The organism is Arcobacter sp. F155 (assembly GCF_004116455.1).
Classification (GTDB): Bacteria; Campylobacterota; Campylobacteria; order Campylobacterales; family Arcobacteraceae; genus Halarcobacter.
The window spans coordinates 113,034-139,309 of record NZ_PDJU01000004.1; the positions used below are offsets into that span (position 1 = coordinate 113,034).

The following is a 26,276-nucleotide window of genomic DNA, read 5'->3' on the forward strand; positions in this document are numbered from 1 at the left end:
TATGGTTATTTGGATAATTGGTTTACCTGGATCAGGCAAAACTACTTTGGCTAAAAAACTTCAAAAAGAAGATTCTTCTTTAAAAATACTTCATATTGATGGTGATGATATGCGAACGATTTGGGGAGAAGATATAGGATATACTCTTGAAGATAGAAAAAAGAATTCTTTAAGGATACAAAAATTATCAAAGATATTTGAACAACAGGGTTTTACAGTCGTTGTATCGATAATGTCGATTTTTGAAGAACATAGAATAGAGAATAGAAGTTATTATGATAAATATCTAGAAGTATTTTTAGATGTACCAATTAATATTCTAAAAACAAGAAGAACTATTTATCAAGATGCAATTGAAAAAAAGATTACAAATGTTGTTGGGATAGATATTCCTTATGATAAACCCAAAACATCTGATATAGTTTTTAAAAATAATACTTTAGAGGATATTGTTTTACAAATTAAAAAGGTAATAAATGTATAAATATACTCAAAATAACTTAATTAAAAACCCTATTAAATATCAGTATAGTGATGTATCTGATACTAATTTTATAGAAGATTATATTGTACAAAGAAAAACATTTTTAAAACAAATATTGAATAGGATAACTTCAAAATTTCATATTTTTTTATCTACTATTCAACCTTTAAAGCACTCTGAAGTTCTAGAACTTCAAAAAAAATTTGAAGTAAAAAAAGTTTTTTTTGAAAATGAAAAAGAGAATATTAGTTTTTTGACATTATTTGCGTTTTATTTAGTATTGGACTTAGAACAAGAATTTTGTTTTTCTTTATTTAGTACTTTATTAAAAGTCAATGATAGTCTAACTTCTATTGATATTAAAAACTTTAGTGTCTTTGAATTATCTGTACTTGAACGTTCTTTAAAAGCTGAAGAGTATTATTTTGAAAGGATTTATTATGTATGATATTTCCTTTGTAGGTACATCAAATTATAGAGCTTATTTTTATCTTAAGGCAATTAAAGAGGCTAAGATAAAACTAAATAGCGTAAAAATATATAATTATAAAAAGCTAGATATATCATCTTTTAAAAATAAAAAAATTGGATATATGAATTTTAGTATAACAATTGATGAGTCATTTGAAAATTTATTGAAATATTTTGAAACTGAATTTATAGAAAAAACTTCAATAAATGATTTTACAGATGAATTAGATGAAAGTAGTAACCATATATATATTTTTTGTGGGAATGGTGGTGAAATTGTTAATAAAAATATACTAAAAAAAACAAGATTACTTCATGTTCATCCAGGGAAACTTCCTGAGTATAGAGGAAGTACAACTATATACTATTCACTATTAAAAGAGTCTATTTGTTATGCTACAGCTTTTTTCTTAGATTCAAAAATTGATACTGGGGATATAATTAAGGAAATGAGTTTTGAAATATTAGATGTAGATTTTGATTATCTATATGATCCATTTATTAGAACATATTTATTAATTAATATTTTAACTTTAAAAAATTTTAATACAAGAAAACAAAAAAGAGATAATAAAAAAGAGTACTATATAATTCATCCAGTTTTAAAAAAATTGGCATTAAATAAAAAAGAGATAATAGTAAAAAATGAGAAAAGTCTATAGATATACAGATAATAGTAATTATTGGAATGAAAGATGGGAAAGTTCTGGTGTTGATATTACCGGATTTAAAAGTACAAATTTTTATCCTATAAAACAAGCAGAAGAGTTTTTAAAAGATTATACAGATACTCAAACTATATTAGAATTAGGTTGTGGAGCAGGAAGACTATATTTTCATTATAAAAATAAGAAATATAATATTAAAGGAATTGAATATAGTCAAGTGGCTGTAAATAATATTAAAAATGTTATAGATAATAAAGATGATATTATTCAAGGAAATGTATTAAATCTTCCTTATGATAAGTACTCTTTTGATTATATTATTGCTTTTGGATTATTCCATAATTTAGAAGATGTTAATGATGTACAAAAAGCTTTTGATGAAACAGCCAGAGTATTAAAGAAGAAAGGAACTTTACTCTTTTCCGTAAGATATGATTCTTTTGAAAATAATCTAATTGAAAAAATAATAAAAAGCAGAAATAAAGAAAAAAAATTCAATAAGTTTCATAGGTTGCATTTTGATTTAGAATCAACTATAGAAATACTTAGAAAAGCTGGATTTAAAATAAAAAATATTCAATATGAAAGAAATGTATCTTTTTTATTTAAATATGATTTTTTTAGAACAAAAAATATGAAAGATAAAATATTTGTAGAATCAAAAGCACGTTCTGAAGGTTTTAAGTTGAATAAACTTGGAGAGATTATAGATAATTTTTTACATAAATATTTTTCTAAACATTTTTCAAATCTACTAATAGTTACTGTGGAAAAAGAATGATGAGGCTCTCAAAAGCACAAGCTTTGCTATTTTTGAAAGATAAAGTACAAAAATCAAAAATTTTACCACCTTTAGTTTTTAAAGCTAGTAGTTTTATCCCTGAAGTAATTAACGATATAAAAGCTTTCTTTAAAAATAATGTTATAGTTAGGTCTTCTTCTTTTGATGAAGATACTGAATATTTTTCTAATGCTGGACATTATAAGTCAATCTTAGATGTAAATATTAATAATGATGATGAAATAAGTAATGCTATAAAAGAGGTGATATTATCTTATAATGGACAAAACTTAGACAAAAATGAGATTTTAATTCAATCAATGTTGAAAAATGTAGTTTATAGTGGTGTGGTTTTTACTAGTGATCTTGATTCTTTAAGCTCATATTATATAGTTAATTACGATACTAAAGGAAGTACTTCAAGTGTTACTGATGGAACAGGGAAGAATCTTAAAACATATATTGAATATAAAAATGCTTTTAATATTCAAAGAAAGAGTCCTTTTCTTGATCAATTAATAAAAGCTGTTAAAGAGTTGGAGTTGATATTAGATAACTCTTTTTTAGATATTGAGTTTGGTTATGATGGAAAAGATATTTATATTTTTCAAGTAAGACCAATTGTAAAAGAGAATAAACATGATTTATCTGAAATTGATTATGAAAAAGCCCTTTATAAGCTACATAAAAAAATAAAAAAACTTAATTGTCCACATCCAAATTTATTAGGAAATTATACTATGTATGGAGTTATGCCTGATTGGAATCCTGCAGAGATCATAGGCAAGAAACCTAAAAAACTATCTTTATCTTTATACAAGGAATTAATTACTGATTCTATTTGGGCAAATCAACGTAGCAATTATGGTTATAGAGATCTTCGCACTCATCCTTTATTAGTAAACTTTCTTGGAGTAGCATACATAGATATTCGTGTAAGTTTTAATTCTTTTATTCCTAACTCACTAAATAAAGAGACAGCAGAAAAGTTAGTTGAGTTTTATTTAGAGTATTTAAAGAATAATCCATCTAGACATGATAAAGTTGAATTTGACATAATCCTTTCTTGTTATGATTTTTCAACTAACAGTAAATTAGAAAATCTTTATGCTCATAATTTTTCAAAAGATGAGATTAATTCTATAAAAGTTAGTTTAATAGAGTTAACAAATAACGTGTTCTCTTTATATAAGGATGATTTGAATAAGATTGAAGTTTTAAAAGAAAAATATGAACTAATAATGAAATCTAATTTGTCTTTGATTGATAAAATTTATTGGCTTACAGAAGATTGTAAAAGATATGGAACTTTACCTTTTGCTGGACTAGCAAGATGTGCTTTTATTGCTGTATCCTTTTTAAAATCATTTATTGATAAGAATATAATTTCAAATAATGAATATGTAAGCTTTATGAATTCATTACAGACAGTATCAAAGAAGTTATCAAAAGAGTATAATGAATTAGAAATTGATTCTTTTCTAGAAAAATATGGACATTTAAGACCTGGTACATATGAGATAACTTCAAAACGTTATGATGAAAGTTTTCATTTGTACTTTTCTAAGACTAAAGTTAAAAGTGAAGAAAAAGAGCATTTTAGTTTTACTAATCACCAGTTATCCCAAATAGATAATTATTTAAAAAAGTCTAAACTTAAAATTACGGCTATAGAGTTAGTAGAGTTTATTAAAAAGTCAATAGAAGCAAGAGAATATGGAAAATTTATCTTTACTAAATCATTAAGTGAAATTTTAGTTTTAATAGAAGAACTAGCTAAAAGACATAATATAAAAAAAGAAGATATGGCATATTTAGATTTTAAAACTATTTTATCACTTTATTCTGATTTGAGTTTTGAAGATATAAAATCTTTATTTGAAAAACAAATAAAAACAAATAAGAAGCTTTATAAAATAACACAAGGCATTAACCTTCCTGATTTATTAAAAAATGAGTTTGAAATATATAGTTTTTATAATTTGGATAGTAGTGCAAACTTTGTTACATTAAGTAGTGTTGAAGCAGAAATAGTATCAGAAGAACAACTCTATATTGAAGACTTAAAAAATAAGATTATTTGTATTAGGTCTGCAGATCCGGGATATGATTTTTTATTTACTAAAAAAATAGCAGGATTAGTCACATGTTATGGAGGTGCAAACTCACATATGGCAATTCGTTGTGCAGAATTAAATATTCCAGCGGTGATTGGTGTAGGAGAAAAGTCTTATTCAGATATAATCAAATATAATTATATTGGTATAGATTGTAATATCCAAAAGATTAAGAGAATAGGATGAAGAAAATAATTGTTATAACTCAAAGAATTGAGTATATTGATAAATATTCAGAAATACGTGAATCATTGGATAGTAGTTATTTAATTTTATTAAGAGCCTGCGGGTATATACCTATTGTAATATCTTACACAAGTAACATTGCTGAGGTTATGAATAAATTTAAAGTAGATGGAGTTGTTCTAAGTGGTGGGAATGATTTGAATACTTGTAATAAAAATAAATCCTCTGCATTAAGAGATAATTTTGAAGATAAGCTTATTAGTTATTGTATAGATAATGGTATTCCAATATTAGGAATTTGTAGAGGATTACAGGTTATTGCTAATTATTTTGGTAGTACATTTACTTCTGTAAAAAATCAGGTTGCAATTAAACATCAATTATTAGTAAATCCAAAATCATATTATTATGAGAACTTAGTAAAATTGAAAAAAGTAAACTCTTACCATAATTATGGTGTAAAAGAGTTGTCTGTTGACTTATTTTCTAGTGCATATTCAGAGGAAGGTATTATTAAAGCAATTGAGCATAGAAAATATAAAATATTTGCTCAGATGTGGCACCCTGAGAGGGAAGTGCCTTTAAAAAAATCTCAAATAAATATAATAAAATCTTTTTTTGGATGATAGAATGAAATTAATTATACTTGCAGCAGGACAAGGTACAAGATTGCGACCTTTAACAAATAATATTCCTAAATGTATGGTAAAGTATCAAGATAAACCTTTAATTGATTATATTTTAGAAGTTACTAAAGATATTGAAAAACGATATATAGTTACAGGATATAAAAGTGAAGTTTTAAAAGAGTATCTAAAAGAACAAAACCTTACTTTTATTTATAATAAAAATTATAATAAAACTAATATGGTAACAAGTTTATTTTGTGCTAAAGAGTTTATGAATGATGATTTAATTATTTCATACTCTGATATTATATATAAAAAAGAAGTTATTGAAAAGCTAATTAAATCGAAGTATGATATTAGTGTGGTTGTAGATAAACAATGGAAAAAATTATGGCTTCAAAGAATGCAAAATCCTCTTGATGATGCTGAGACACTGAAAATTAAAGATAATAAAATTATTGAACTAGGTAAAAAAACAAAAGATTATAGTGAGATAGAGGGTCAATATATTGGACTTATAAAGATTTCAAAAAATACAATACAAAAAATTTTAGCTTTTTATAATAATCTATCTAAAGATAGATATTACGATAATAAAGACTTTGATAATATGTATCTGACTTCTTTTATTCAACTAATAATTGATAACTTGTATGATGTAAATCCTATTTTTATAAATGGGTCTTGGTTAGAAGTTGATTGTATTGAAGATTTAAATACAAAAATGATTTAAGGATAATAATGAATATAATGGATTTTATTTCTTTCAAACTTCTTCCTAAATTAACAGGTGAAAATAAAAAACCAAATGTGTATATAACACATTTAAATTATTTGAACTGGTTTCAACTTAAGAAATCTATAAAAAAAAGTACTCCTTATATAAAGGGAAAATGTATAGATATTGGTTCTGGGAATTCACCTTATAAAAAATATATTATTAATAATGTTGATGAGTATATTTGTGTAGATAAAAGTAATGTTCATCAGCATTTATTCTCTAACTCAAAAGAAAAATTCATTGATGCAGATATAAAAAACCTTCCTTTTGAGAATAATAGTTTTGATACAGTGATATTAACTCAAGTATTAGAACATATTGATGAACCATTTAAAGCCTTAAGTGAAATAAAAAGAGTTCTTAAAAAAGATGGGATATTAATTCTATCAGTACCTTTTATTTATCAAGCTCATGCAATACCATATGATTATTTTAGGTTTAGTGAATATGGATTGAAAAAAATATGTCAAGATTACAATTTTCACATACTTGAGTTTCATCGACAAGGGTATTTAGGTACAACTATTTTTTCTATTTTAAATGGAGCTATATGGAATTTAATAAGTAGGAAAAAGTATTTAAGAAATACAATAGCTTTACCTTTTTTATTATTGATTTTTAGTATAAATAATATATTAGGATTACTTCTAGATAAGATTGAACTAAAGGAATATTCTCCTAATTTTTGGCTTATTTTAAAAAGTAATTAATATGAAAAAAATTGTTTTTTTTACACAAAGCCTAGAGTGTGGAGGGGTTCAAAAGTCTGTATCAACTCTTGCAAACTCTTTGAAATATAGATTTAAAGTATCAATCATTCTTGCAGAAGATCATAAAGATTTTTTTTATAAAGTTGATAATATAGATGTTTTTAAAATCAAAACTTTAAAAATTAATACAAAAGAAAAAAATGTTGGATTAAAACTATTTGATTATAGAAAAAAAGAATTAGAGGCTCTGCTAGAAAAAATTTCACCAGAGATTGTGATTAGCTATGAAGATTATCATAATTTAATATTATTAAATACAAATTATAAATGTAAAAAAATTATTTCTATTAGAAACTCTATTTATAATTTATATAAAAAAGAAGAAAGAATACATTTACTTGATAGTAACTTTTATTTTGAAAATATAAAACTCTTCTATCCTAAAGCAGATAAAATTATAACTGTTAGTAATCATATCAATAATGAACTCAAAGAATTATGTGATTTAAGTAATATTGTAACTATTTATAATGGTATTTCAGAAAATAATTCTAATGAACTTTTTAATTATCATAAACCTTTTATTTTAAATGTAGCGAGATTAAATAAAAGGAAAGGGCAATGTGATCTTATAGAAGCATTCAACTTAATAAAAGATAATATTGAACATGATCTATTTATTATTGGAGATGGTGTAGAAAAAGAAAAATTGCAAACTTTGATAAAAAATTTAAATATTAGTGATAGAGTAAAATTGCTTGGAAGAAAAAGACCAAGTTCTTATATTAAATCATGTGATTTATTTGTTTTCCCTTCAAAATCAGAAGGCTTCTCTAATGTTATTCTTGAAGTAATATCTTGTAAAAAAAATATTTTGGCCTATAATTATAAAGGTAGCAATGAAATACTCCCCTCTCAGAACACTATAGAAATAGGAGAGATTAGATTGCTTGCAAATAAAATTTTGTATTTTCTTCAAAATGAAAAAATAAATGAACAATATGCAGATAATTTATTTAATATTTCAAAGAAGTTTACTTTAGAAAAAACTTTAGAAAATTATAAGAAGGAAATACTCTCGTTATGTGTGGAATAGTAGGTTGTAATTTTTATTCACAGAATTTTTATAAATCAATTGAACTACTTAGCCATAGAGGGCCTGATAATTTAGGATATTATGAATATCATAATAATTACTTTGGGCATACTCGTTTATCTATTATTGACCTAAATGACGAAGCAAATCAACCAATGGTGTTTGATGATATTATTATTACTTTTAATGGAGAAATATATAATTATAAGAAGTTAATAAAAGAAGAAAGTTTAAGTTGTATTACAAAATCAGATACAGAAGTTATTATTAGACTCTATCAAAAATATGATATAAGCTTTTTAAATTTATTGGAAGGTATGTTTTCTTTTTGTATTTATGATAAAAGAAAAAAAAGATATTTTGCGGCAAGGGATAAATTTGGTGAAAAACCATTTTACTATTATTTTAAAAATAATAAATTTATCTATGCAAGTGAAATAAAATCAATTTTAAAATTACTTGACTATAAGCCTGAAGTAAATAAAGAAGCATTGTATGAATATATGTCATATAATACACCTATAAATGGAAACACTTTTTATAAAGATATTTTTAAATTAGATAGTAGCTCATATTTATTGTTAGAAGAAGATTTGAAAATTCAACAATATTTTTCTTTAGAGAATATTGAAACTTATTTTTATGATGAAAAAACAATTTTAAATGATTTAGAAAATCTACTTTTTAGTAGTATTGAGAAAAGACTAGTTTCGGATGTAAATGTAGGGACTTTTTTATCTGGAGGTATAGACTCTTCTTTTATTTCTTCAATATATACTCGGATCACAAATAATAAAATCAATACTTTTAGTCTAGGTTTTAAAGAATTCAATGAATATAATGAATTACCATATGCAAAACAAGTCTCAAACTATATTAATTCAAATCACAATGAAATACTAGTAAGTAGAAATGACTTTATCGAAAACATAGATAATATGCTACTTTATACAGATGAACCTTTTGCTGATACTGCTTCTATACCTACTTTTATACTGTCAAACTTTGTTCGAAAGCAAGGAATAAAAGCAGTTTTATCCGGAGAAGGAGGAGATGAGTGTTTTTTAGGATATGGACTTTATAAAAAAGCCTTGCAATATCCTACAATATCAGAACTAGGAGATTGGAATTTAACAAAGGAATGGGAATATAATAATAGAGCTTTAAATCATCAAAGAGTTTATCAGTCATATGGAGAATGCTTTACAGAATATCAGAAAAAAGAGTTATTTAAAACATACAAAATAAAAAATAGATTGAAAGAGTATGAAAATAGTTATGAAGATATTAAATGGATGTCCTATATAGACTTTAGAATTTGGATAAGTGATGTGCTTATGACAAAAGTTGATAGAATGTCTATGGCTAACTCCTTAGAAGTAAGAGCCCCTTTTTTAGATTCAAATCTTGTTGAATACCTTTTTAAAGTTGATTCAAAAATTAAAAAAGGAGAATATTCAAAATATTTATTAAAACAGATATCTCAAAAGTATTTACCTAAAGATATAGTTTTTAGAGAAAAAAAAGGATTTAGTTCTCCTTTTATTGAGTGGGTATTAGATTTCTATAAAAATAAATGTTTAGATATTATTCTTGAAACTAATGCAAGTTTAAATTTGTTTAATGAAGATTTTATAAAATTTTTATTTAATGAAGCGAAAAACAAAAGATTTAAGCAACATTTTTGGAACCTCTTTATTTTTGCAAAATGGTTTAAAGAAAACTATTAAGAGCTTTAATTCTTTATTTATTTTTTACTATAAAGATAGGTTCTTCTTCATTAATTGCATAGTCTTCTATTGTGAATTCTTTATGCTCTGTCCATTTGAACTCTTCAGCAATAAAGCCAATATTCTCTAGTCGTTTTAAATAATCGATACCATAAATACGTACATGATCATTTTGTCCAAAATGTATTTCTCTTTCTTTTTCTGATAAAATAGTTTTATTCTCGTAAGTTTTTTCTAATAGTCTTGAAAATGGTACTTGTAAAATAGCTATACCTTCTGGTTTTAGAATTCTTTTTAATTCTTTCATCGCTTTTTTGTCCTCAACTATATGTTCAAGAACATGGTTACAAATTATAATATCAAAACTATTATTTTCTAAAGGGATATTACATAAGTCAAAATTTATATCTACAAAGTTCTTATATAAATCAGCTGTTGTATAATTGATATTCTTATTTAGTTCAATTTTTTCCCTAAGTCTTTTTTCTGGAGCAATATGTAATACATCTAATGAATCTGTAAATATCTTTGTAAATTGATTAAGATACAAATAAATCAAGCGCTCTCTATCTATACTAAAACATTTTGGACATTTTGCATTTTCTCTTTTTCCACCACCAATTACATTAAGTTTTTTTAAAATAGGAAAGTCAAAACCAAATGATTCAAAATTTTTATTGTAAGTTTCACAAAAAGGGCATTTCTTAAGCATATCTCTCCGCTATCTAGGTATTACTTTTTATTTGTTTTTAGCTATTATATATGTTTAAATTAAAATAAAACTTTAATAGATAGTGTATAGTAGTTTTTTAGAAAATATTAGAATTAATATAAAAACTATAAATTAAGAAAAAGAAGGAATACTTTGGGATTTGAAGTATCAGACTACAAAAAATTTGACGAGATAGAGCAAATTCGAGAAAATTCAAAAAAAAATACATATAATATTAAACTATTTGATTATGGAGCAGGAGCCCCAAATAACTCTAGAACGCTTGAAGAATCTTATCTAGGTATTCAACGTGAAACTACCATTAAAGATATTTGTTCTGTTGGATTAAAAGGGAAGTGGGCTGAATTAATATATTCTTTAGTAAAAGAATCAAAACCTTTAAATATATTAGAATTAGGTACTTGTTGTGGTTTTTCAAGTATATATATGGCAAAAGCTTCACCTTTGTCAATTATTCATACTATTGAAGGAGATAATACTTTAGCTTCAATAGCTGAAAAACATATCAAAAAAGCCAACTGTTCAAATATAAGACAATATATAGGAAAATTTCAAGATATTTTAGATGAAGTATTAGAAGAGATAGCTCTTATTGATTTTGCTTTTATTGATGGGCATCATGATAAAGATGCAACAATTAAATATTTTAATCAGATTAAACCTTTTTTAACAGAAAATGCAATTGTAGTTTTTGATGATATTTCATGGTCTGAAGGTATGAAAGAAGCATGGAAGATAGTAAAGAGTGATAAAGTTATATCAAGTGTAGAAGATTTGGAAAAACTTGGAATTTGTTATATTAAAAAAGGTTAATGATGATTTGGTTTGATTTAGTTACTCCAAAGTCAGTTTTATTTTTTATTCCTATTGTTAAAGCAATTGAAAAAAGAGGTAAAAAAGTTTTAATAACAGCAAGAGAAGGTAAAGACTATTCTGAGGTAGTAAAACTATTAAATCTTTATAATATGGATTTTATTAATAGAGGAGAGTTTGGTGGGGCTTGCCTTAAAGATAAACTACATGCTTCAATTGAGAGACAAAAAGCACTTATGGAGTATGTAACTATTTATGATATTGATAAATTAGTTTGTTTATGCTCTGTTGATGCAAATAGGGTTGCTTTTGGTTTAGGAATACCAGTAATTAATTTCTATGATATTCCTTTATCTGATTATAATACAAACTTTAAAAAAGCATTACCTCAAGCAAGATTAACTCTTCCATTATCTAATAAAGTATTTAAACCTTTTGTTGTACCTGATGAGATATTTCTACGATTCTCTTTAGATGATGAACAAATTTTTGATTATAGTTTTATAGATCCTGTAATTTGGTTAAAAAATTTCGAACCAGATTTTGAATATGTTAAAAATGTTCTTAAATCATATAATCTTGATTTATCAAAAAAGATGATTATTATTAGAGAAGAAGAGTATAAATCTTCTTATGTTGATAAGAAGTATCCTATTTTATATGAAGCATTAGAAGAGATTTATAATACAACAAACTCAAATATTATTATTATTCCAAGATATGAAAGCTCTTATTTAAAAAAAGAGTTTCCTTTTGCTATTGTTTTAGAAGAAAAGGTGATAATTCAACATCTTTTAGCTTATGCTGATTTATTTATAGGTGGAGGTGGAACTTTAAATACAGAAGCATGTTTTTTTAATACTCCAACTATTTCTACAAGAAGTTTTATATGTCATTACGATAAATACCAAATAGATAATGATTTGATGTATTGGGTTAATACAAAAGAAGATTTACTAAATAAAGTTTTTTCTTTGTTAGAAAAAAATAAAAATGATAAAGATAATATTTTTTCCAAAATGGAAGTAAATATAGAAGCAATTGTAGAAGAGATATTAAATTAACTTATTAAAAGGCCTATTATGACAGAAACAGAAATTCAATTACAAACTGCATTAACAAATACATTTTTAGCGAACCTTGCATTTTTAAGTGATTATGATAAAGAATTATATTTGAGAGTTGATGGTTTATCGCAAGCAATAAATAGTGGAGATTATAAAGAAAGATATTTTTTAGAGTTTATACATGAAGAGGGTGAATTTGATATTTATGATGAGAAGGAAGAAAAATATGTTTATGAAAGAAGACCTACAAAATTAATAAATAAAGCAAAGAATTTAGATTTTTCTTCAAAAGGTAGTTTTTCAAATTTAAAAAAGAGTACTTGTCAAGGAGCAATATATAATTTAGATGTCTCTGATGAACCTGTTTCTTTAAAAGATTCTATGAAAATGATTATTAATGATACTACTGAATATGTTAATGTTTTCAATGATAAGGTAGATACTTATGGTACAAAAAAATATAAAGAGTTTAATAAGTTTGTGATTATAGGAACTTTATTAGGAAGACATATTTTAAGTATTCATAAAAAGATTAAGCCTGAGCTATATTTTATTTGTGAACAAAACCTAGAAATTTTTAGACTCTCTTTATTTGTATTTGACTATTCACAGATTTTAAGAGATGGCAGTGGGATAATTTTCTCAGTAATGGATGATGATAATGTATTTGATAACAAGGTTTCATCTTTTTTACGGTATAAAGCATATACTAATTATTGTGTAAAGTTTTTTACTAGTGATTATAATGTATCTAATTTATTTGATAAAGTAGCAACTGCTTTATCTTCGAGTAATCCTTTTGCATATAATTATATTTCTTCTTTATATAATTTAGCAAATAATGATAGTAAAATAATAGGTAATTATAATAGAGTAAATATAAAAAATGTTAAAAATAATTTGACTGATAAACCTATTATCTTTGTAGGTGCTGGACCTTCACTAGCAGAAGAGATTGAATGGTTACAAAACAATAAGGATAAGTTTATAGTTGTGGCTATGGCTGCAACATTAAATAAGTTAATCGAATATGATATTATTCCAGATATTATTTCTACTGCAGATAGTGGGGAAACAATAGTTTTAAAACAATTTAATTTAGAAAATAATTTAGAACTTATAAAAGATAAAATAATCTTAGCTTCTTCAATGACCTCTCATAATATTCTTAAAAATTTTAAGAAAGAAAATGTATTCACTTTTGATGTAATGACAAGTTTTTTTACAAATACTTTATTTTATAGTGCATATAGTGTAAGTGAAATGACTATTAGCTGGTTGTTATCATTAAATTGTAAAAATTTATACTTTTTAGGAGTTGACTTAGCTTTAAATCAAGATACAGGAGAAAGTCATATTCAAGGATATCACTCTACAAAAAAACTTGAGTTAGAAAATAAAGAGTTTTTCGTAGAAAAAGGAGCGTTCCTTAATGATGATACTCTTCAAGTAGAAGGGAACTTTTTAGAAACAGTACATACAACAAGACTTTTCCTTTTATCTTTAAAAGCAATGAATAATATAATTAACTCTCTTTATACTGATGATATACAATTGTTCAATATATCAAAGCATGGTGCTAAAATAAGTAATACGACACCAATATTATCTAAAGATATAAAGCTAGAAAAAATTGATAAAAATATGGATGAGATAAAAGAAAAATTAAATACTAATGTGATTAAAGAGCTTTCTAAAGAAAATATCAAAAAACTAGAAGAAGAGAAACTATTTTTAAAAGAGATTTTAACTTCACTTAAAAATGAAAAAGAAAAAATACATACACATGATGACTTTACATCTTTTATAAATAACTTTTATAGTAGGTTTAATAAAAACTATTTAAAACTAGTCGCATCAAATCGTTTTTTATCAATATATCTAGATACAATATTATTATATGTAACATATTGCTTAAATGATAAAAAGTTGAAAAAAGAAAAAAATAAAATAGAAAAAACAATGCTTATATTAGAAAGTCAATTAAAAAAGATGATAGAAGATTATATAAGTTATAGTGAAAGAGTTAGAAAACAAATGCAGTAACTTAAAGTTACTGCATTTAAATGTTTAAGAAGAATTACTATTGTAATAATCTTAAAACGTTTTGCTGTGTTGCATTTGCTTGTGACATAGCATAAGAACCAGCTTGAGAAATAATATTTTGTTTATTAAAGTTAGCAGACTCTTTAGCGTAGTCAACATCTCTAATAATAGACTCGGCAGCTTTAACATTAGTAGCTTGAGTCATTAAGTTTCTAACCGCAGATTCAACTTGGTTTTGAGTAGAACCGATGTCTCCTCTATATCCATTTAGTTTAGAAATTGCGTCATTAATATCATCTTGGAAATCTTCAATATCTCCACCACTGAATCCAGCAGTAGCAAGATCACCACCTGTAGAACCAGCACTTAAAGCACCAGCTGCAGATACAGCATCTTGTAAGTCAGTTAATGATAAACCAGTAGTATTAGATGTAATAGCACCTAATTCAATAGTACCACCATTTGTATAACTTTCACCAACTTGGAAAGATAATGAAGTTGAACCAGCAGTACCAGTTGTAGAACCAATAAGTTGAGTACCATTATAGTTAGTAGACTGAGAAATATTGTCTAATTGCTCTAATAGTTTATCAACATCTTTTGCAATTGAAACTCTACCTGCAGCAGAAGTTGTATCTGTATTTGCTTGGATAAGTTTAGCTTTAATAGTATCTAAGATATTAGATTGCTCTGCCATTGATTTATCAGCAATTTGTAATAAAGTAACTGCAGAGTTACCATTATCAATACCTTGATTGATTGAAGTAGCTTGAGTTCTTAATTTATCAGCAATTGCTAAACCAGAAGCATCATCTGAAGCTTTATTAATTTTAAGACCAGAAGATAATTTTTCTAACGAATTTTTTAAGTTTTTGTTAGTGTTTACCGCTGATTCTTGTGCATTTAACGAAGATATATTTGTATTAATTCTCATAATAAATCCTTTCAATATTATGATACAAAGTAAACTTTTTGTTTACAACTTAAGACCTTCTTGTTTTACCAAGCATAGGGTTAAAACCCTTCGGAATCAATTGATCCCTAAATGCTATACTGAAATTATGACACACCAATTCTTAAAATTAGATTAAATATATAGAAATAGAAAAACTTTGTTTTTATACTTTTATTAATGTAAAAAGATTTGTTGATTACTTTTGTTTATGTTATTAGATTTGGAGAAAGGAGGATAATGTAGCAGTATTACTGCTACATTAATAGTTATTGTAATAATCTAAGAACGTTTTGTTGCACGTTATTTGCTTGAGACATAGCATAAGAACCAGCTTGAGAAATAATATTTTGTTTATTAAAGTTAGCAGACTCTTTAGCGTAGTCAACATCTCTAATAATAGACTCGGCAGCTTTAACATTAGTAGCTTGAGTCATTAAGTTTCTAACCGCAGATTCAATTTGGTTTTGAGTAGAACCGATGTCCCCTCTATATCCATTTAGTTTTGTGATTGCATCACCTATTGCATCTTGGAAACCTTCAATATCTCCACCACTAAATCCAGCAGTAGCAAGATCACCACCTGTAGAACCAGCACTTAACGCACCAGCTGCAGATACTGCATCTGATAATCCAGTAAGGGCAAGTCCTGTACTATTTGAAGTAATAGCACCTAATTCAATAGTACCACCATTTGTATAACTTTCTCCAACTTGGAAAGATAATGAAGTTGAGCTTCCTGTTCCTGTTGTAGAACCAATAAGTTGAGTGCCATTATAGTTAGTAGACTGAGAAATATTGTCTAATTGTTCTAATAGTTTATCAATATCTTTTGCAATTGAAATTCTACCTGCAGCAGAAGTTGTATCTGTGTTTGCTTGAATAAGTTTAGCTTTAATAGTATCTAAGATATTAGATTGCTCTGCCATCGATTTATCAGCAATTTGTAATAAAGTAACTGCAGAGTTACCATTATCAATACCTTGATTAATTGCAGTGGCTTGAGTTCTTAATTTATCTGCAATTGCTAAACCAGAAGCATCATCTGAAGCTTTATTAATTTTAAGACCAGAAGATAACTTCTCTAACGAACTCTTTAAGTTCTTGTTAGTGTTTACCGCTGATTCTTGAGCTGTAAGAGATGAGACGTTTGTGTTAATTCTCATTGTTAAACCTTTACAATTTGTATATTAATAAATAATATCTAAGCAAAAATTAAACTTTGTTTAAAATAACCCCACTTTCAATGTGTTCTGTGTATGAAAATTGGTCAAAAAGTGCGAAATTAATTATTTTATGTGTTTTTGTTAACTCTTCTAAGTCACGATGCAGTGTTTCAGGATTACATGAAATATAGATAATAGTATCAAACTCTTTACTTAAAGCTCTTGTCGTATCGTCTAATCCTGCTCTTGGAGGGTCTACAAATATTGTTTCAAAGTTATATGATTTTAAATCAATATCTTTAAGTCTATTAAACTCTCTTTTCTCTTCTAAAGCTTCAACAAACTCTTCAGCACTCATTCTGATAAAATCAATATTTGAGATACTGTTTAAAGAACAGTTTATAAGTGCAGATTTTATAGAGGTTTTTGAAATCTCTGTTGCTAAGACTTTATTAAACTTTTGACTTAAAGGAATTGTGAAGTTTCCTCCGCCACAGTATAATTCACAAAGGTCTTTATCATTTTTTTCAATTTGCCCTAAAACCCACTCAATCATTTTAATATTTACTTTTGTGTTTGGTTGCGTAAAGCCACCTTCTTTATATTGGAAATGAAACTTTTTTTCTTCTATTTCTAAAGTCTCTTCTATAAAGTCTTTACTTAAAATCTCTTTTTGTTTTCTACTTCTTCCAATAATTTTAATTCCAAACTCTTTTTCTAGTGCTTTAGCTTTTTCTATCCAGTTCTCTTCTAATTTTCTATGATAGATTAAAGTTACAAGCATATCATTTGTAGTAGAGTTTAAAAACTCACAGGCAAAAAGTTTGAATTTTAGTTCTTCATCATTTTGGATTTTTTCTAAAAGTTTAGGCATTAAACAGGCAATATCTTTTGACACAATTTGACAAGATTCTATTTCTAAAGCATTTTTATCAAAGTCATTCATTGCATATGAAATAGTTGGATTATTTTCATTATCAAAGTTTTTCCAGATTCTAAACTCTGCTCTTGTACGGAAGTTTTGTTCTTCACTTTTTATAATATCTATATTTGGAATATCAAATTGTGAAAACCTTTGTTTTTCTCTTTGAACTTTATACTCTAGTTGTTCTTCATAATTTTTATCATAAAGGGTACAGCTTCCACATTTTCCAAAATATTCACAATTCATTTGTTGTTCTACCTATTTTTAAATTTAATTTATACTATTTTATTTTTTTAATCTGATATTATATTCTATTTACTATAATACGCCCATGAAAGAAACTTTCCAACAACAATTACAAACACTTTTAAAGTGTGATTTAAAACAACTTTTTCCCCTTGCAAGATCTATGAATAGAAAACTAAAGTTTTTTGTAGGACCAACAAATTCAGGGAAAACATATAATGCAATGAAAGAGTTAAAAGAGGCTAACTCTGGTCTTTATTTAGCTCCTTTAAGATTACTTGCCCTAGAAGGCCATGAAGAGCTAAAAGAAGCAGGAATTGAAAACTCACTTATTACAGGTGAAGAACAACAAATAAATGAAGATGCAGCTCATGTTTGTTCAACTATTGAGATGCTTGATTTTAATCTTGATGTCGATGTAGCAATTATCGATGAAGTTCAGATGTTAGATGACATAGATAGAGGTTGGGCTTGGGTAAATGCAATCATTGGCTGTCCAGCAAAAACTGTTATTATGACTGGCTCTGTAAATGCTTTAGATGCTGTTAAAAAAATAGCTTCTTATTTAGGTGAAGAGCTTGAAATAGTAAAACACAAAAGAAAAACTCCACTACAAGTTATGGAAAGGCACACTTCTTTAGATAACCTAGAACCTGCAACTGCTCTTATTGCATTTTCTAGAATGGATGTTTTAAAACTAAAACAAAAATTACAAAAGAAATACAGGGTTTCTGTTATCTATGGAAATTTATCACCAGAAGTTAGACGGGATGAAGCAAGAAGATTTAGAGAAAGAAAAAGTGATATTTTAATTGCAACAGATGCAATTGCGATGGGTTTAAATCTTCCAATTAAAAATATACTTTTTACTACTGATACAAAATTTGATGGAGTAAGTAGAAGAAAAATATCTGTAAATGAGATAGTTCAAATAGCAGGTCGTGCAGGAAGATATAAACTTTTTGATGCAGGTTTTTTAGGTGCTACTAGAAGAGATGTTTTATCTTATATCAAAGAAGAGTTTGAGCAACCAGTTGCAACAATTAAACCTCCTTATAAAGTTAAAATTTCAACGGAACAATTACTAGAATTAAGTAATCATATAAAAACAAAATCATTAGTTAAAATTCTAAAGTTTTTTAAAACAAATATGAAATTCGATGGTCCTTTTATAGCTTCAAATATTTCATCTTTGATTGAGGCTTCAACTATTGTAGATAAAAGAGAAAAATTAGATTTAGAAGAAAAGTATTTATTAGCACAAGCTCCTATTACAACTAAGTCAAATATTATTTTACAGGCTTATGAAGCTTATATTGCAGCAGTTATTAAAAACAAAATTTGTAGGTACAAACCTTCTATTACATTACCTAAAAAAGCAATAACTCAAAAAGATTTACTACTTGTAGAAGATGAAGTAAAAAAAATATCTTTATACCTTTGGCTTTCTTATAAATTTCCAGATATTTTTGTTGACTATGAAAAAGCTTTAATTTTAAGAAACTCTTTTAATTCATTTATTGAAAAATCATTAAAAAGTAACCTAAAAGTAGAAAAAAGAGATGAGAAGAAAAAGTTCTTCAATCCACGAAGAAATAATCAAAAAAACCCACGTAGAAATTCACGAAGAGAAAGAAGAAGATAATTAATAAATTTTTTGGTAAAATAAATCCTTTAGGCAAAAGGCAAAACTTGAGGAAACTTATATGTTAGGTATGTTCAAAGGTGACAATACAGAAGCACTCCATAAGGAGCTTCTTAAGAACTATATTGATGAAAAGAAAATACAATCTTTAATAAATAGTGGCGTAGATATCAATAAAAAAGATGCAAAAGGTAGAACTTTATTATTTGAATTAGCTGCAAAAAGAAGAATTGAATCAATAAAAATATTAATTAAAAATGGTATAGATATTAATGCTGAAGATAATTATGGGAAAACAGTATTAAGTGAAGCTGCCGATAAGATGGATGGAATGATGATTAGGTTCCTTCTTGATAATGGCTCTTCTGTAAACCATATAAATTCATCAGGAAGAACTGTATTACAAGATGCTGCCTTAGAAGAGAATGACAAAGTATTTAAAATTTTAATGGCTCATGAGCCTGACCTTTCAATAACTGACCACTATGGAAGAACTGTTCTTTTTGATGCAGTTGAAGGTGGAAATTTAGAGATTATAAAAGAAGTTGTAAATAATGTAGATGATATAAATATTACAGATAACAACGGTCAAACAGTACTTTTTCATTCTGTATTAAAAGATGATGATAAAATCACAAAATACTTAATTTCAAATGAAATAGATGTAAATGTTTTAGATAAAAAAAGACAAAATGCTTTATTTAATGCAATAGTTTTAGGTTCACAAGCTATTTCTACAATTGAAGCCTTACTTGAAGCTGGAGTAAAACTTAATATTAAAGACCATGCTGATAAAACTCTTTTAGATGAAATTTTAAAAATACTTGCAATCTCAAAACTTGATGATATCAAAGTTGAAGGTAAATATAGATTTGTATCTGCAGATAGAAACTATTTAAAACTAACAGGATTTTTAATTGATAATGGACTTGCAATCAATAGAACAGATTCTCAGGGTAAAACTGTTTTATACAAAGAGGTTGAAAGAGAAAATTATGACACAATAGATTTCCTTTTAGCTTCAGGTGCTGATATTAATGCTCAGGATAATGAAGGAAGAACTGTACTTTTTGATGCAGTTTTAAAAGGTCCTTCAAATATGAATATGATTGATCACTTGATTGAAAATGGAGTAGATGTTGATCATAGAGATTATTCTGAGAGAACTATTATTGATGATTTATGTGAAGCAGTATTAATCACTCAAAGTAATAAAAAGCCTACTTTAAAAAGATTTTTAGAGTTAAAGGAAACAGAAGACTATTTTGTTTTATTAAAGAAAATGCTTTTATTTAAACCAAAAATAAATCAACCAAAAGCAAATGGAAGAACTCTTATTTTTGAATTAGTAAATGAAAATAACTTAGAACTTATTAAGATGATAGTTAATGCAGGAGCTGATCTAAATGTTGAGGATTATGATGGAGCTACACCTTTATCATATATGATTGACAATGGTTTAAAAATAACAAGACAAAGAGAAAAAGAGCTATTTTTAGAAAGACTTGTTTTTTTACTTAAATTTAGAGTAGAAATAAATACTGTTGATAAAGATGGAAGAACTATTTTCCATAAAGCAGTAATGGCTGATGATATTGAAGTAGTAGAAAAACTATTAAGTAAAAAAACAAATCTTGATATTAGAGATAAGCAAGGAAGAACAGCACTTCATCATACTCAATGGAAAGGTAATTATAAAATTGCAAGACTATTAATTTCTGCGGGAGCTGATATAAATGCAGCAGATTATGCAGGTTTTACAATTCTTAATTATGCTGCAATTTTAGGACATACAAGATTAGTTGTAGTATTAATTGCCTCTGGTATTTTAATGTATAACCATAGAAAAAAGAGTAAATCAGTAGCCAAATTCTTTAAAGAAAGAGAAGCAAATTTAGATAAATTAATCAATGCAAATTTAACTGATGAAAAGATGAAAAGAGCTTTACAAGAAGTTGTAGATAATCTAAAAAAAGAAATTAACGACGCATTAGAGGGATAATAATAAATGTCAAATAAATCAATTATAATTTTAGCAGCTGGAGCTGGAACTAGAATGAAATCAACAACACCAAAGGTTTTACATAAAATCTCTGGTAAACCTATGTTATATTATTCGATAAAAGAAGCTTTAACAATTAGTGATGATGTGACAGTTGTACTTTACCACCAAGCACAAAGAGTACAAGAAGAGATGGAAAAGTATTTTACAAATATTAATTTTGTAATTCAAGACCACGAAAATTATCCAGGTACTGGTGGGGCAGTTATGAATATAACTCCTAAGTACGAACAAACATTAGTTTTAAATGGAGATATGCCTTTAATTCAAGCAGTCGAGTTAGAAAAATTTGATATTCTCTACTCTTCGAGTAATCGTTCTGAAGCTGATGCAATTATTGTTATGTCAGTACTTGAACTAGAAGATGCAAATGGATATGGTAGAGTTGTAATTGAAAATAGTAATGTTAAAAAAATAGTTGAACAAAAAGATGCAAATGAAGCTGAACTTAAAATTACAACAGCAAATGCTGGAATTTACCAATTTGATACGAAATTTTTATTAGAAAACTTACCAAAACTTTCAAACGATAATGCTCAAAAAGAGTACTATATTACTGATTTAATAGAAATGGCAATCTCTCAAGGAAAAGTTTTAAAACCAATTGTAGTAAGTGAAGAGAACTTTAAAGGGGTTAACTCTAAAGTTGAACTAGCTGATGCCGAAGTAATTCACCAAAATAGAATCAAAAAAGCTTTTATGGCTGAGGGTGTGATTATGAGACTACCTGATACTATTTATATAGAAGAGGGTGTTCAAATTGAAGGTGAGTCTATCTTAGAAAATGGAGTTACTCTTTTAGGAAACTCTAAAATAGTTAATTCTCATATTAAAACAAATACAGTAATTGAAGACTCTATTTTAGTAGATTCTGATGCTGGACCTATGGCAAGAATTAGACCAGGATCTGAACTTGATTCAACTCACATTGGAAACTTTGTAGAGACAAAAAAAGCAAAATTAAATGGTGTAAAAGCAGGACACTTAGCATATCTTGGTGATTGTGAAATTGATGAGGGTACAAATATAGGTTGTGGAACAATTACTTGTAATTATGATGGAATCAATAAGTATAAAACAATTATTGGTAAAAATGTATTTGTAGGAAGTGATACACAATTTGTAGCTCCAATAATAGTAGAAGATGATGTTCTTATTGGTGCTGGAAGTACTGTAACAAGTGATTTAAAAAAAGGACAACTTTATACAACTAGAGCTAAAAAAAGAGTTGTAGAAGGTTATTTTTATAAACATTTTAATCAAGAAAAGACAGAAAAGTAGAGCCATGCTTTTAAAAAACAGAAACATTTTACTTTGTATTACGGGTTCTATTGCTGTATATAAAGCTTTAGAGTTAGTAAGGCTTTATATAAAAAGTGGTGCAAATGTAAAAGTTCTTATGACTGAAGCTTCTCAAAGATTTGTAACAAAACTATCTTTTGAAGCAATCTCTCAAAACAAAGTTTTAGATGAGTCTTCTGAGTCATGGGAGAAAAATCAAGATTATAATCATATTGATATTGGAAAGTGGGCTGATATTTTAGTGGTAGCTCCTTGTAGTGCAAATACAATAAATAAATTAGCAAATGGAATTGCAGATAATCTATTAACACAAACTGTTCTAGCATATAAGGGCAAAAAAGTAATAGCACCAGCAGCAAATACAAATATGATTGAAAATCAAATTACAATTAAAAGTTTAAAAAAGCTAAAAAAACTTGGCTTTGAGCTTATAAATTCACAAGTAAAAGAGTTAGCTTGTAAAGATGTGGGAAATGGAGCTTTAGCAGAGCCTGAGACTATTTTTTATAAAACAGCAAGAGAACTTTTAAAAGAAAAGTATTGGCTTGATAGAAGTGTTATTTTAAGTGGTGGTGGAACTGTTGAAAAGATTGATGATGTAAGATATATTTCAAACTATTCATCTGGAAAAATGGCTTCTTCTTTAGCACTTGCTTTATATTTAAAAGGCGCAGATGTAAATCTAGTTAGTACAAGAGGCCATGAACATCTAGAAAGCTCTCTTTCAGAGATTAAAACTTTTAACATTCAAAGCTCATATGCTATGTATGAAGATTTAGAAATCTTAATAAAAAAAGCAAAAAAAGATAATGAAAAAGCAAAAAAACCATATCTTTTTATGGTTGCAGCAGTAAGTGATTATGTGCCAAGTGAAGACTTTGAGGGTAAACTAAAAAAAGAGATGGTAGGACAAGCTTGGAATTTGAAGCTAAAACAAAATATTGATATCTTAAACTCTTTAGATAAAAAAGCTTTAATTTCAATTGGCTTTAAAGCAGAAATGGATGAAGTTGTAGCAAATGAAAATGCAACAAAAATGCTTGAAAAGAAAAACCTTGATGCTGTTTGCCTAAATATTTTAAAAGATAAAAACTCTTTTGGAACAAGTGATAATGCAATAGAGCTTATATTTGAGAATGAAAGCTTCTCTTATGAAGGTCAAAAAGATGAAATCTCATTTGATATAATAGAGAAGTTAGCCCAAAAGTTTGCCAATGAGTAAAGAAAAAAAACAAAATCCTATACATATTGCTATGATAATGGATGGTAATGGTAGATGGGCAGAAGAGAAAGGCTTAAAAAGAACAGCTGGACATGAAGAAGGTGCAAAAACAGTTAGAAGAATAACTAAGCATTGTTCAGAACTTGGAGTAAAATATTTAACTCTTTATGCTTTTTCCACTGAGAATTGGGCCAGACCAAAACTTGAAGTTGAATTTTTAATGAAGCTTTTAGAAAAGTATTTAAAAAGTGAACTTCAAGTTTATTTAGAAAATTCTATTAGATTTAAAGCAATTGGAGACTTATCAAAGTTTTCAAAATCTTTACAAAAGATTATTAGACAAACAGAAGAAAAAACGGCAAATGGGAAAAATCTTACTCAAGTTTTAGCTTTAAATTATGGTTCTCAAGATGAAATCTTAAGAGCAATAAAGAAGTTAAATGAAAAGCAATTAGAAGTTACAAAAGAGAATTTTGAATCTTGCCTTGATACAGCTAATATTCCAGATGTGGATATGTTAATTCGTACAAGTGGTGAAATTAGATTATCTAACTATCTTCTTTGGCAAAATGCCTATGCTGAACTATTTTTTACAAATACATATTGGCCAGAGTTTTCAACGTCAGAATTAGATGATATGGTAAGTGATTTTGTAAATAGAGAACGAAGATTTGGAGCTATTTAGTTTTATAATTGGAGCTATATTTGGCTCTTTTTTAAATGTTCTTATATTAAGGTTACCACAAGGACAATCCTTACTTACAAGAAGTAGTTGCCCAAACTGTAATGAAAAAGTTGCTTGGTATAATAATATTCCTATAATATCTTTTTTAATTTTGAAAGCGAAAAGTTCATGTTGTAATAAAAAAATATCTTTTCAGTATTTTACGGTAGAAGTTTTAGCTGCATTAGTGACTTTTGCTCTTTTTATAAAATTTGATTTTACTTTGGAACTATTTTTCTCTGCTATCTTTTTTTATACATTAATTGTTTTATCTTTTATAGATTTTAAATACAAAGCAGTTCCTGATTACTTATTAATTATCTTATTTGTTTTTTCTTTTTTTATAAAAGAGGGTAGTTTCATTGATGCTTTAAAAGCTGCATGTATTTTAAGTGGAGCTTTTGTTTTATTAAATTTTTTAGTGACTTTTTATATTCAAAATATAAAAGCAAGACTTTTTAAAGATGATTCACTAAAAACACAAGAGGCATTAGGAGAAGGAGATATTCCTGTGATTGCTAGTTTTGCAATCATTCTTGGAACTTTAGGTTCCTTTGTTGCTATATTTTTTGCTTCAATTTTTGCTATAATAGCAAGTTTATATTATAGGTACAAAAATAAAGAGTTAGAAATACCATTTATACCATTTTTATCATTAGGCTTTTTATTTGAATACTTTTTTGAGATTACAAAGGTTATTTTTTGAAATTAAAACACTATTTACTTAATCAATTTGCACATACTTTTTTACCTATTTTTTTAGGTCTTTATTTTATTACATCAATTATTTTCTTAGTAAAAATTGCTGCTTTAACATCAGTAATTACAATGAATGTCTTTGAGCTACTTAGATTATACATGTATGTTATTCCAACGATTATTTTTTATACTCTTCCAATATCATTTTTTGTTTCTTTAGTTATTACACTAGGAAAACTATCAAGTGAGTATGAACTTATTGTTATTACTTCCTTTGGATTAAATCCATTAAGAATTTTAAGAATATTTTTACCAATTACTCTAATATTGTCTATCTCTTTGATATTTGTTTCAGTAGGTCTTATTCCTAAAGCAAAGTTTTTAAATGAAAGATTTCTAGACCAAAAACAAAAAGAAGCAAACTTTAATATCAAAGCTTCAGAGTTTGGGCAGAAATTTGGTAAATGGTTAATCTATATTGATGAAAAAAATGATAAAACATATAAAGAAGTAAAACTATTTAAAACAGAAAATGCTAAAGACCAATTTATTATTTCAAAAAGTGCGAAGCTTGTAAATGAAGAGGGTGAACTTAGTTTTAAACTTTATAATGGAAAATCATTTTTAATTGATCAAGAAGAGTTAAATCAAATTGATTATAAAAGGCTTGATATTAATGATTCAGTTTCAAAAAACAATCAAAGTTTTTTTACTGATAGTTATAGTTTCTGGGTTAAAGAACTTAATGCAAATGAGCAAGAAGATAAGTTCTCTTTTTATATTTTAACTTCTCTTTTCCCTTTAATGTCACTATTTCTAGTTGTTGCCTTTGGATATTTCAATCCAAGGTATGATAAGAATAAAGCTGTATCTTATGCAATGGTTTCTGTTGTAGTTTTTTATATTCTTTTAGAACTTTTAACAGATAAATTTTTATTAAATTCACTATTTATATTACCAGTAATTTGGATTATAGGTACGTATTTAGTATATACAAGAACAGTAAAACAACAATATTAAA

The 26,276-nt window shown here is 26.4% G+C and carries 24 protein-coding genes; 20 read left to right on the plus strand and 4 right to left on the minus strand.

Annotated features, from left to right (window positions below; genetic code table 11):
- Position 1 precedes the first annotated feature (1 nt).
- Genes CRV03_RS06225 through asnB form a run of 10 tightly spaced genes read left to right on the plus strand, consistent with a single transcriptional unit; the run spans position 2 to position 9,653 of the window.
- Entirely contained in the window at positions 2-484 is a 483-nt protein-coding gene (locus CRV03_RS06225) for an adenylyl-sulfate kinase (RefSeq protein ID WP_129084289.1), read from the plus strand.
- Complete coding sequence (locus CRV03_RS06230) at positions 477-932, plus strand: hypothetical protein (RefSeq protein WP_129084290.1); 456 nt, start codon at positions 477-479, stop codon at positions 930-932. Before CRV03_RS06225 ends, CRV03_RS06230 begins: the two co-directional genes overlap by 8 nt.
- Positions 925-1,617 carry a formyltransferase family protein gene (locus CRV03_RS06235; RefSeq protein ID WP_129084291.1) on the plus strand — a complete coding sequence of 231 codons (693 nt, stop codon included), beginning with the start codon at positions 925-927 and terminating at the stop codon, positions 1,615-1,617. Before CRV03_RS06230 ends, CRV03_RS06235 begins: the two co-directional genes overlap by 8 nt.
- Entirely contained in the window at positions 1,601-2,404 is an 804-nt protein-coding gene (locus tag CRV03_RS06240; protein ID WP_129084292.1) for a class I SAM-dependent methyltransferase, read from the plus strand. Before CRV03_RS06235 ends, CRV03_RS06240 begins: the two co-directional genes overlap by 17 nt.
- Positions 2,401-4,707 carry a PEP/pyruvate-binding domain-containing protein gene (locus tag CRV03_RS06245; RefSeq protein WP_129084293.1) on the plus strand — a complete coding sequence of 769 codons (2,307 nt, stop codon included), beginning with the start codon at positions 2,401-2,403 and terminating at the stop codon, positions 4,705-4,707. Before CRV03_RS06240 ends, CRV03_RS06245 begins: the two co-directional genes overlap by 4 nt.
- Entirely contained in the window at positions 4,704-5,333 is a 630-nt protein-coding gene (locus tag CRV03_RS06250) for a gamma-glutamyl-gamma-aminobutyrate hydrolase family protein (protein ID WP_129084294.1), read from the plus strand. The genes CRV03_RS06245 and CRV03_RS06250 overlap by 4 nt, the downstream gene beginning before the upstream one ends.
- Positions 5,334-5,337: 4 nt before the next feature.
- A complete protein-coding gene (locus tag CRV03_RS06255; RefSeq protein WP_129084295.1) occupies positions 5,338-6,069 on the plus strand; it encodes a sugar phosphate nucleotidyltransferase in 732 nt (243 codons plus the stop codon).
- An 8-nt stretch (positions 6,070-6,077) separates the two neighbouring features.
- Positions 6,078-6,827: a class I SAM-dependent methyltransferase gene (locus CRV03_RS06260; protein WP_129084296.1), complete on the plus strand. Its 750-nt coding sequence runs from the start codon at positions 6,078-6,080 to the stop codon at positions 6,825-6,827.
- A gap of 1 nt (position 6,828) precedes the next feature.
- Positions 6,829-7,923, plus strand: coding sequence for a glycosyltransferase (locus CRV03_RS06265; protein ID WP_129084297.1), 1,095 nt, complete (start codon positions 6,829-6,831; stop codon positions 7,921-7,923).
- Positions 7,911-9,653 carry an asparagine synthase (glutamine-hydrolyzing) gene (asnB, locus tag CRV03_RS06270; RefSeq protein ID WP_129084298.1) on the plus strand — a complete coding sequence of 581 codons (1,743 nt, stop codon included), beginning with the start codon at positions 7,911-7,913 and terminating at the stop codon, positions 9,651-9,653. Before CRV03_RS06265 ends, asnB begins: the two co-directional genes overlap by 13 nt.
- A 13-nt stretch (positions 9,654-9,666) precedes the next feature.
- On the opposite strand, the gene CRV03_RS06275 is transcribed toward asnB, so the two are convergent.
- On the minus strand, positions 9,667-10,365 hold the full coding sequence (locus tag CRV03_RS06275; protein WP_129084299.1) for a class I SAM-dependent methyltransferase: 699 nt from the start codon (positions 10,363-10,365) through the stop codon (positions 9,667-9,669).
- 153 nt (positions 10,366-10,518) lie between these two features.
- Between CRV03_RS06275 and CRV03_RS06280 the strand changes: the two genes are divergently transcribed.
- Genes CRV03_RS06280 through CRV03_RS06290 form a run of 3 tightly spaced genes read left to right on the plus strand, consistent with a single transcriptional unit; the run spans position 10,519 to position 14,312 of the window.
- Positions 10,519-11,199, plus strand: a complete 681-nt coding sequence (locus CRV03_RS06280; protein WP_129084300.1) for an O-methyltransferase — start codon at positions 10,519-10,521, stop codon at positions 11,197-11,199.
- Between the two features lie 2 nt (positions 11,200-11,201).
- A complete protein-coding gene (locus CRV03_RS06285; RefSeq protein ID WP_129084301.1) occupies positions 11,202-12,263 on the plus strand; it encodes a DUF354 domain-containing protein in 1,062 nt (353 codons plus the stop codon).
- An 18-nt stretch (positions 12,264-12,281) separates the two neighbouring features.
- Positions 12,282-14,312, plus strand: a complete 2,031-nt coding sequence (locus CRV03_RS06290) for a 6-hydroxymethylpterin diphosphokinase MptE-like protein (RefSeq protein WP_129084302.1) — start codon at positions 12,282-12,284, stop codon at positions 14,310-14,312.
- Between the two features lie 37 nt (positions 14,313-14,349).
- Here CRV03_RS06290 and CRV03_RS06295 read toward each other — a convergent pair whose 3' ends face one another.
- From CRV03_RS06295 to trmA, 3 genes are all read right to left on the minus strand, one after another.
- Positions 14,350-15,246 carry a flagellin gene (locus CRV03_RS06295; protein WP_129084303.1) on the minus strand — a complete coding sequence of 299 codons (897 nt, stop codon included), beginning with the start codon at positions 15,244-15,246 and terminating at the stop codon, positions 14,350-14,352.
- A gap of 287 nt (positions 15,247-15,533) precedes the next feature.
- Complete coding sequence (locus CRV03_RS06300) at positions 15,534-16,430, minus strand: flagellin (RefSeq protein ID WP_129084304.1); 897 nt, start codon at positions 16,428-16,430, stop codon at positions 15,534-15,536.
- A gap of 49 nt (positions 16,431-16,479) precedes the next feature.
- On the minus strand, positions 16,480-17,601 hold the full coding sequence (trmA, locus tag CRV03_RS06305; protein WP_129084305.1) for a tRNA (uridine(54)-C5)-methyltransferase TrmA: 1,122 nt from the start codon (positions 17,599-17,601) through the stop codon (positions 16,480-16,482).
- Between the two features lie 85 nt (positions 17,602-17,686).
- Between trmA and CRV03_RS06310 the strand changes: the two genes are divergently transcribed.
- From CRV03_RS06310 to CRV03_RS06340, 7 genes are all read left to right on the plus strand, one after another.
- Positions 17,687-19,246, plus strand: coding sequence for a helicase-related protein (locus CRV03_RS06310; RefSeq protein WP_129084306.1), 1,560 nt, complete (start codon positions 17,687-17,689; stop codon positions 19,244-19,246).
- Between the two features lie 61 nt (positions 19,247-19,307).
- Complete coding sequence (locus CRV03_RS06315; protein ID WP_258239023.1) at positions 19,308-21,248, plus strand: ankyrin repeat domain-containing protein; 1,941 nt, start codon at positions 19,308-19,310, stop codon at positions 21,246-21,248.
- Positions 21,249-21,254: 6 nt separating this feature from the next.
- Complete coding sequence (gene glmU / locus CRV03_RS06320) at positions 21,255-22,589, plus strand: bifunctional UDP-N-acetylglucosamine diphosphorylase/glucosamine-1-phosphate N-acetyltransferase GlmU (RefSeq protein ID WP_129084307.1); 1,335 nt, start codon at positions 21,255-21,257, stop codon at positions 22,587-22,589.
- Between the two features lie 4 nt (positions 22,590-22,593).
- Positions 22,594-23,832: a bifunctional phosphopantothenoylcysteine decarboxylase/phosphopantothenate--cysteine ligase CoaBC gene (coaBC, locus tag CRV03_RS06325; RefSeq protein WP_129084308.1), complete on the plus strand. Its 1,239-nt coding sequence runs from the start codon at positions 22,594-22,596 to the stop codon at positions 23,830-23,832.
- A complete protein-coding gene (locus CRV03_RS06330; RefSeq protein WP_129084309.1) occupies positions 23,825-24,517 on the plus strand; it encodes a di-trans,poly-cis-decaprenylcistransferase in 693 nt (230 codons plus the stop codon). Before coaBC ends, CRV03_RS06330 begins: the two co-directional genes overlap by 8 nt.
- Entirely contained in the window at positions 24,504-25,262 is a 759-nt protein-coding gene (locus CRV03_RS06335) for an A24 family peptidase (protein WP_129084310.1), read from the plus strand. Before CRV03_RS06330 ends, CRV03_RS06335 begins: the two co-directional genes overlap by 14 nt.
- Entirely contained in the window at positions 25,259-26,275 is a 1,017-nt protein-coding gene (locus tag CRV03_RS06340; RefSeq protein ID WP_129084311.1) for an LptF/LptG family permease, read from the plus strand. Before CRV03_RS06335 ends, CRV03_RS06340 begins: the two co-directional genes overlap by 4 nt.
- Position 26,276: the final 1 nt, after the last annotated feature.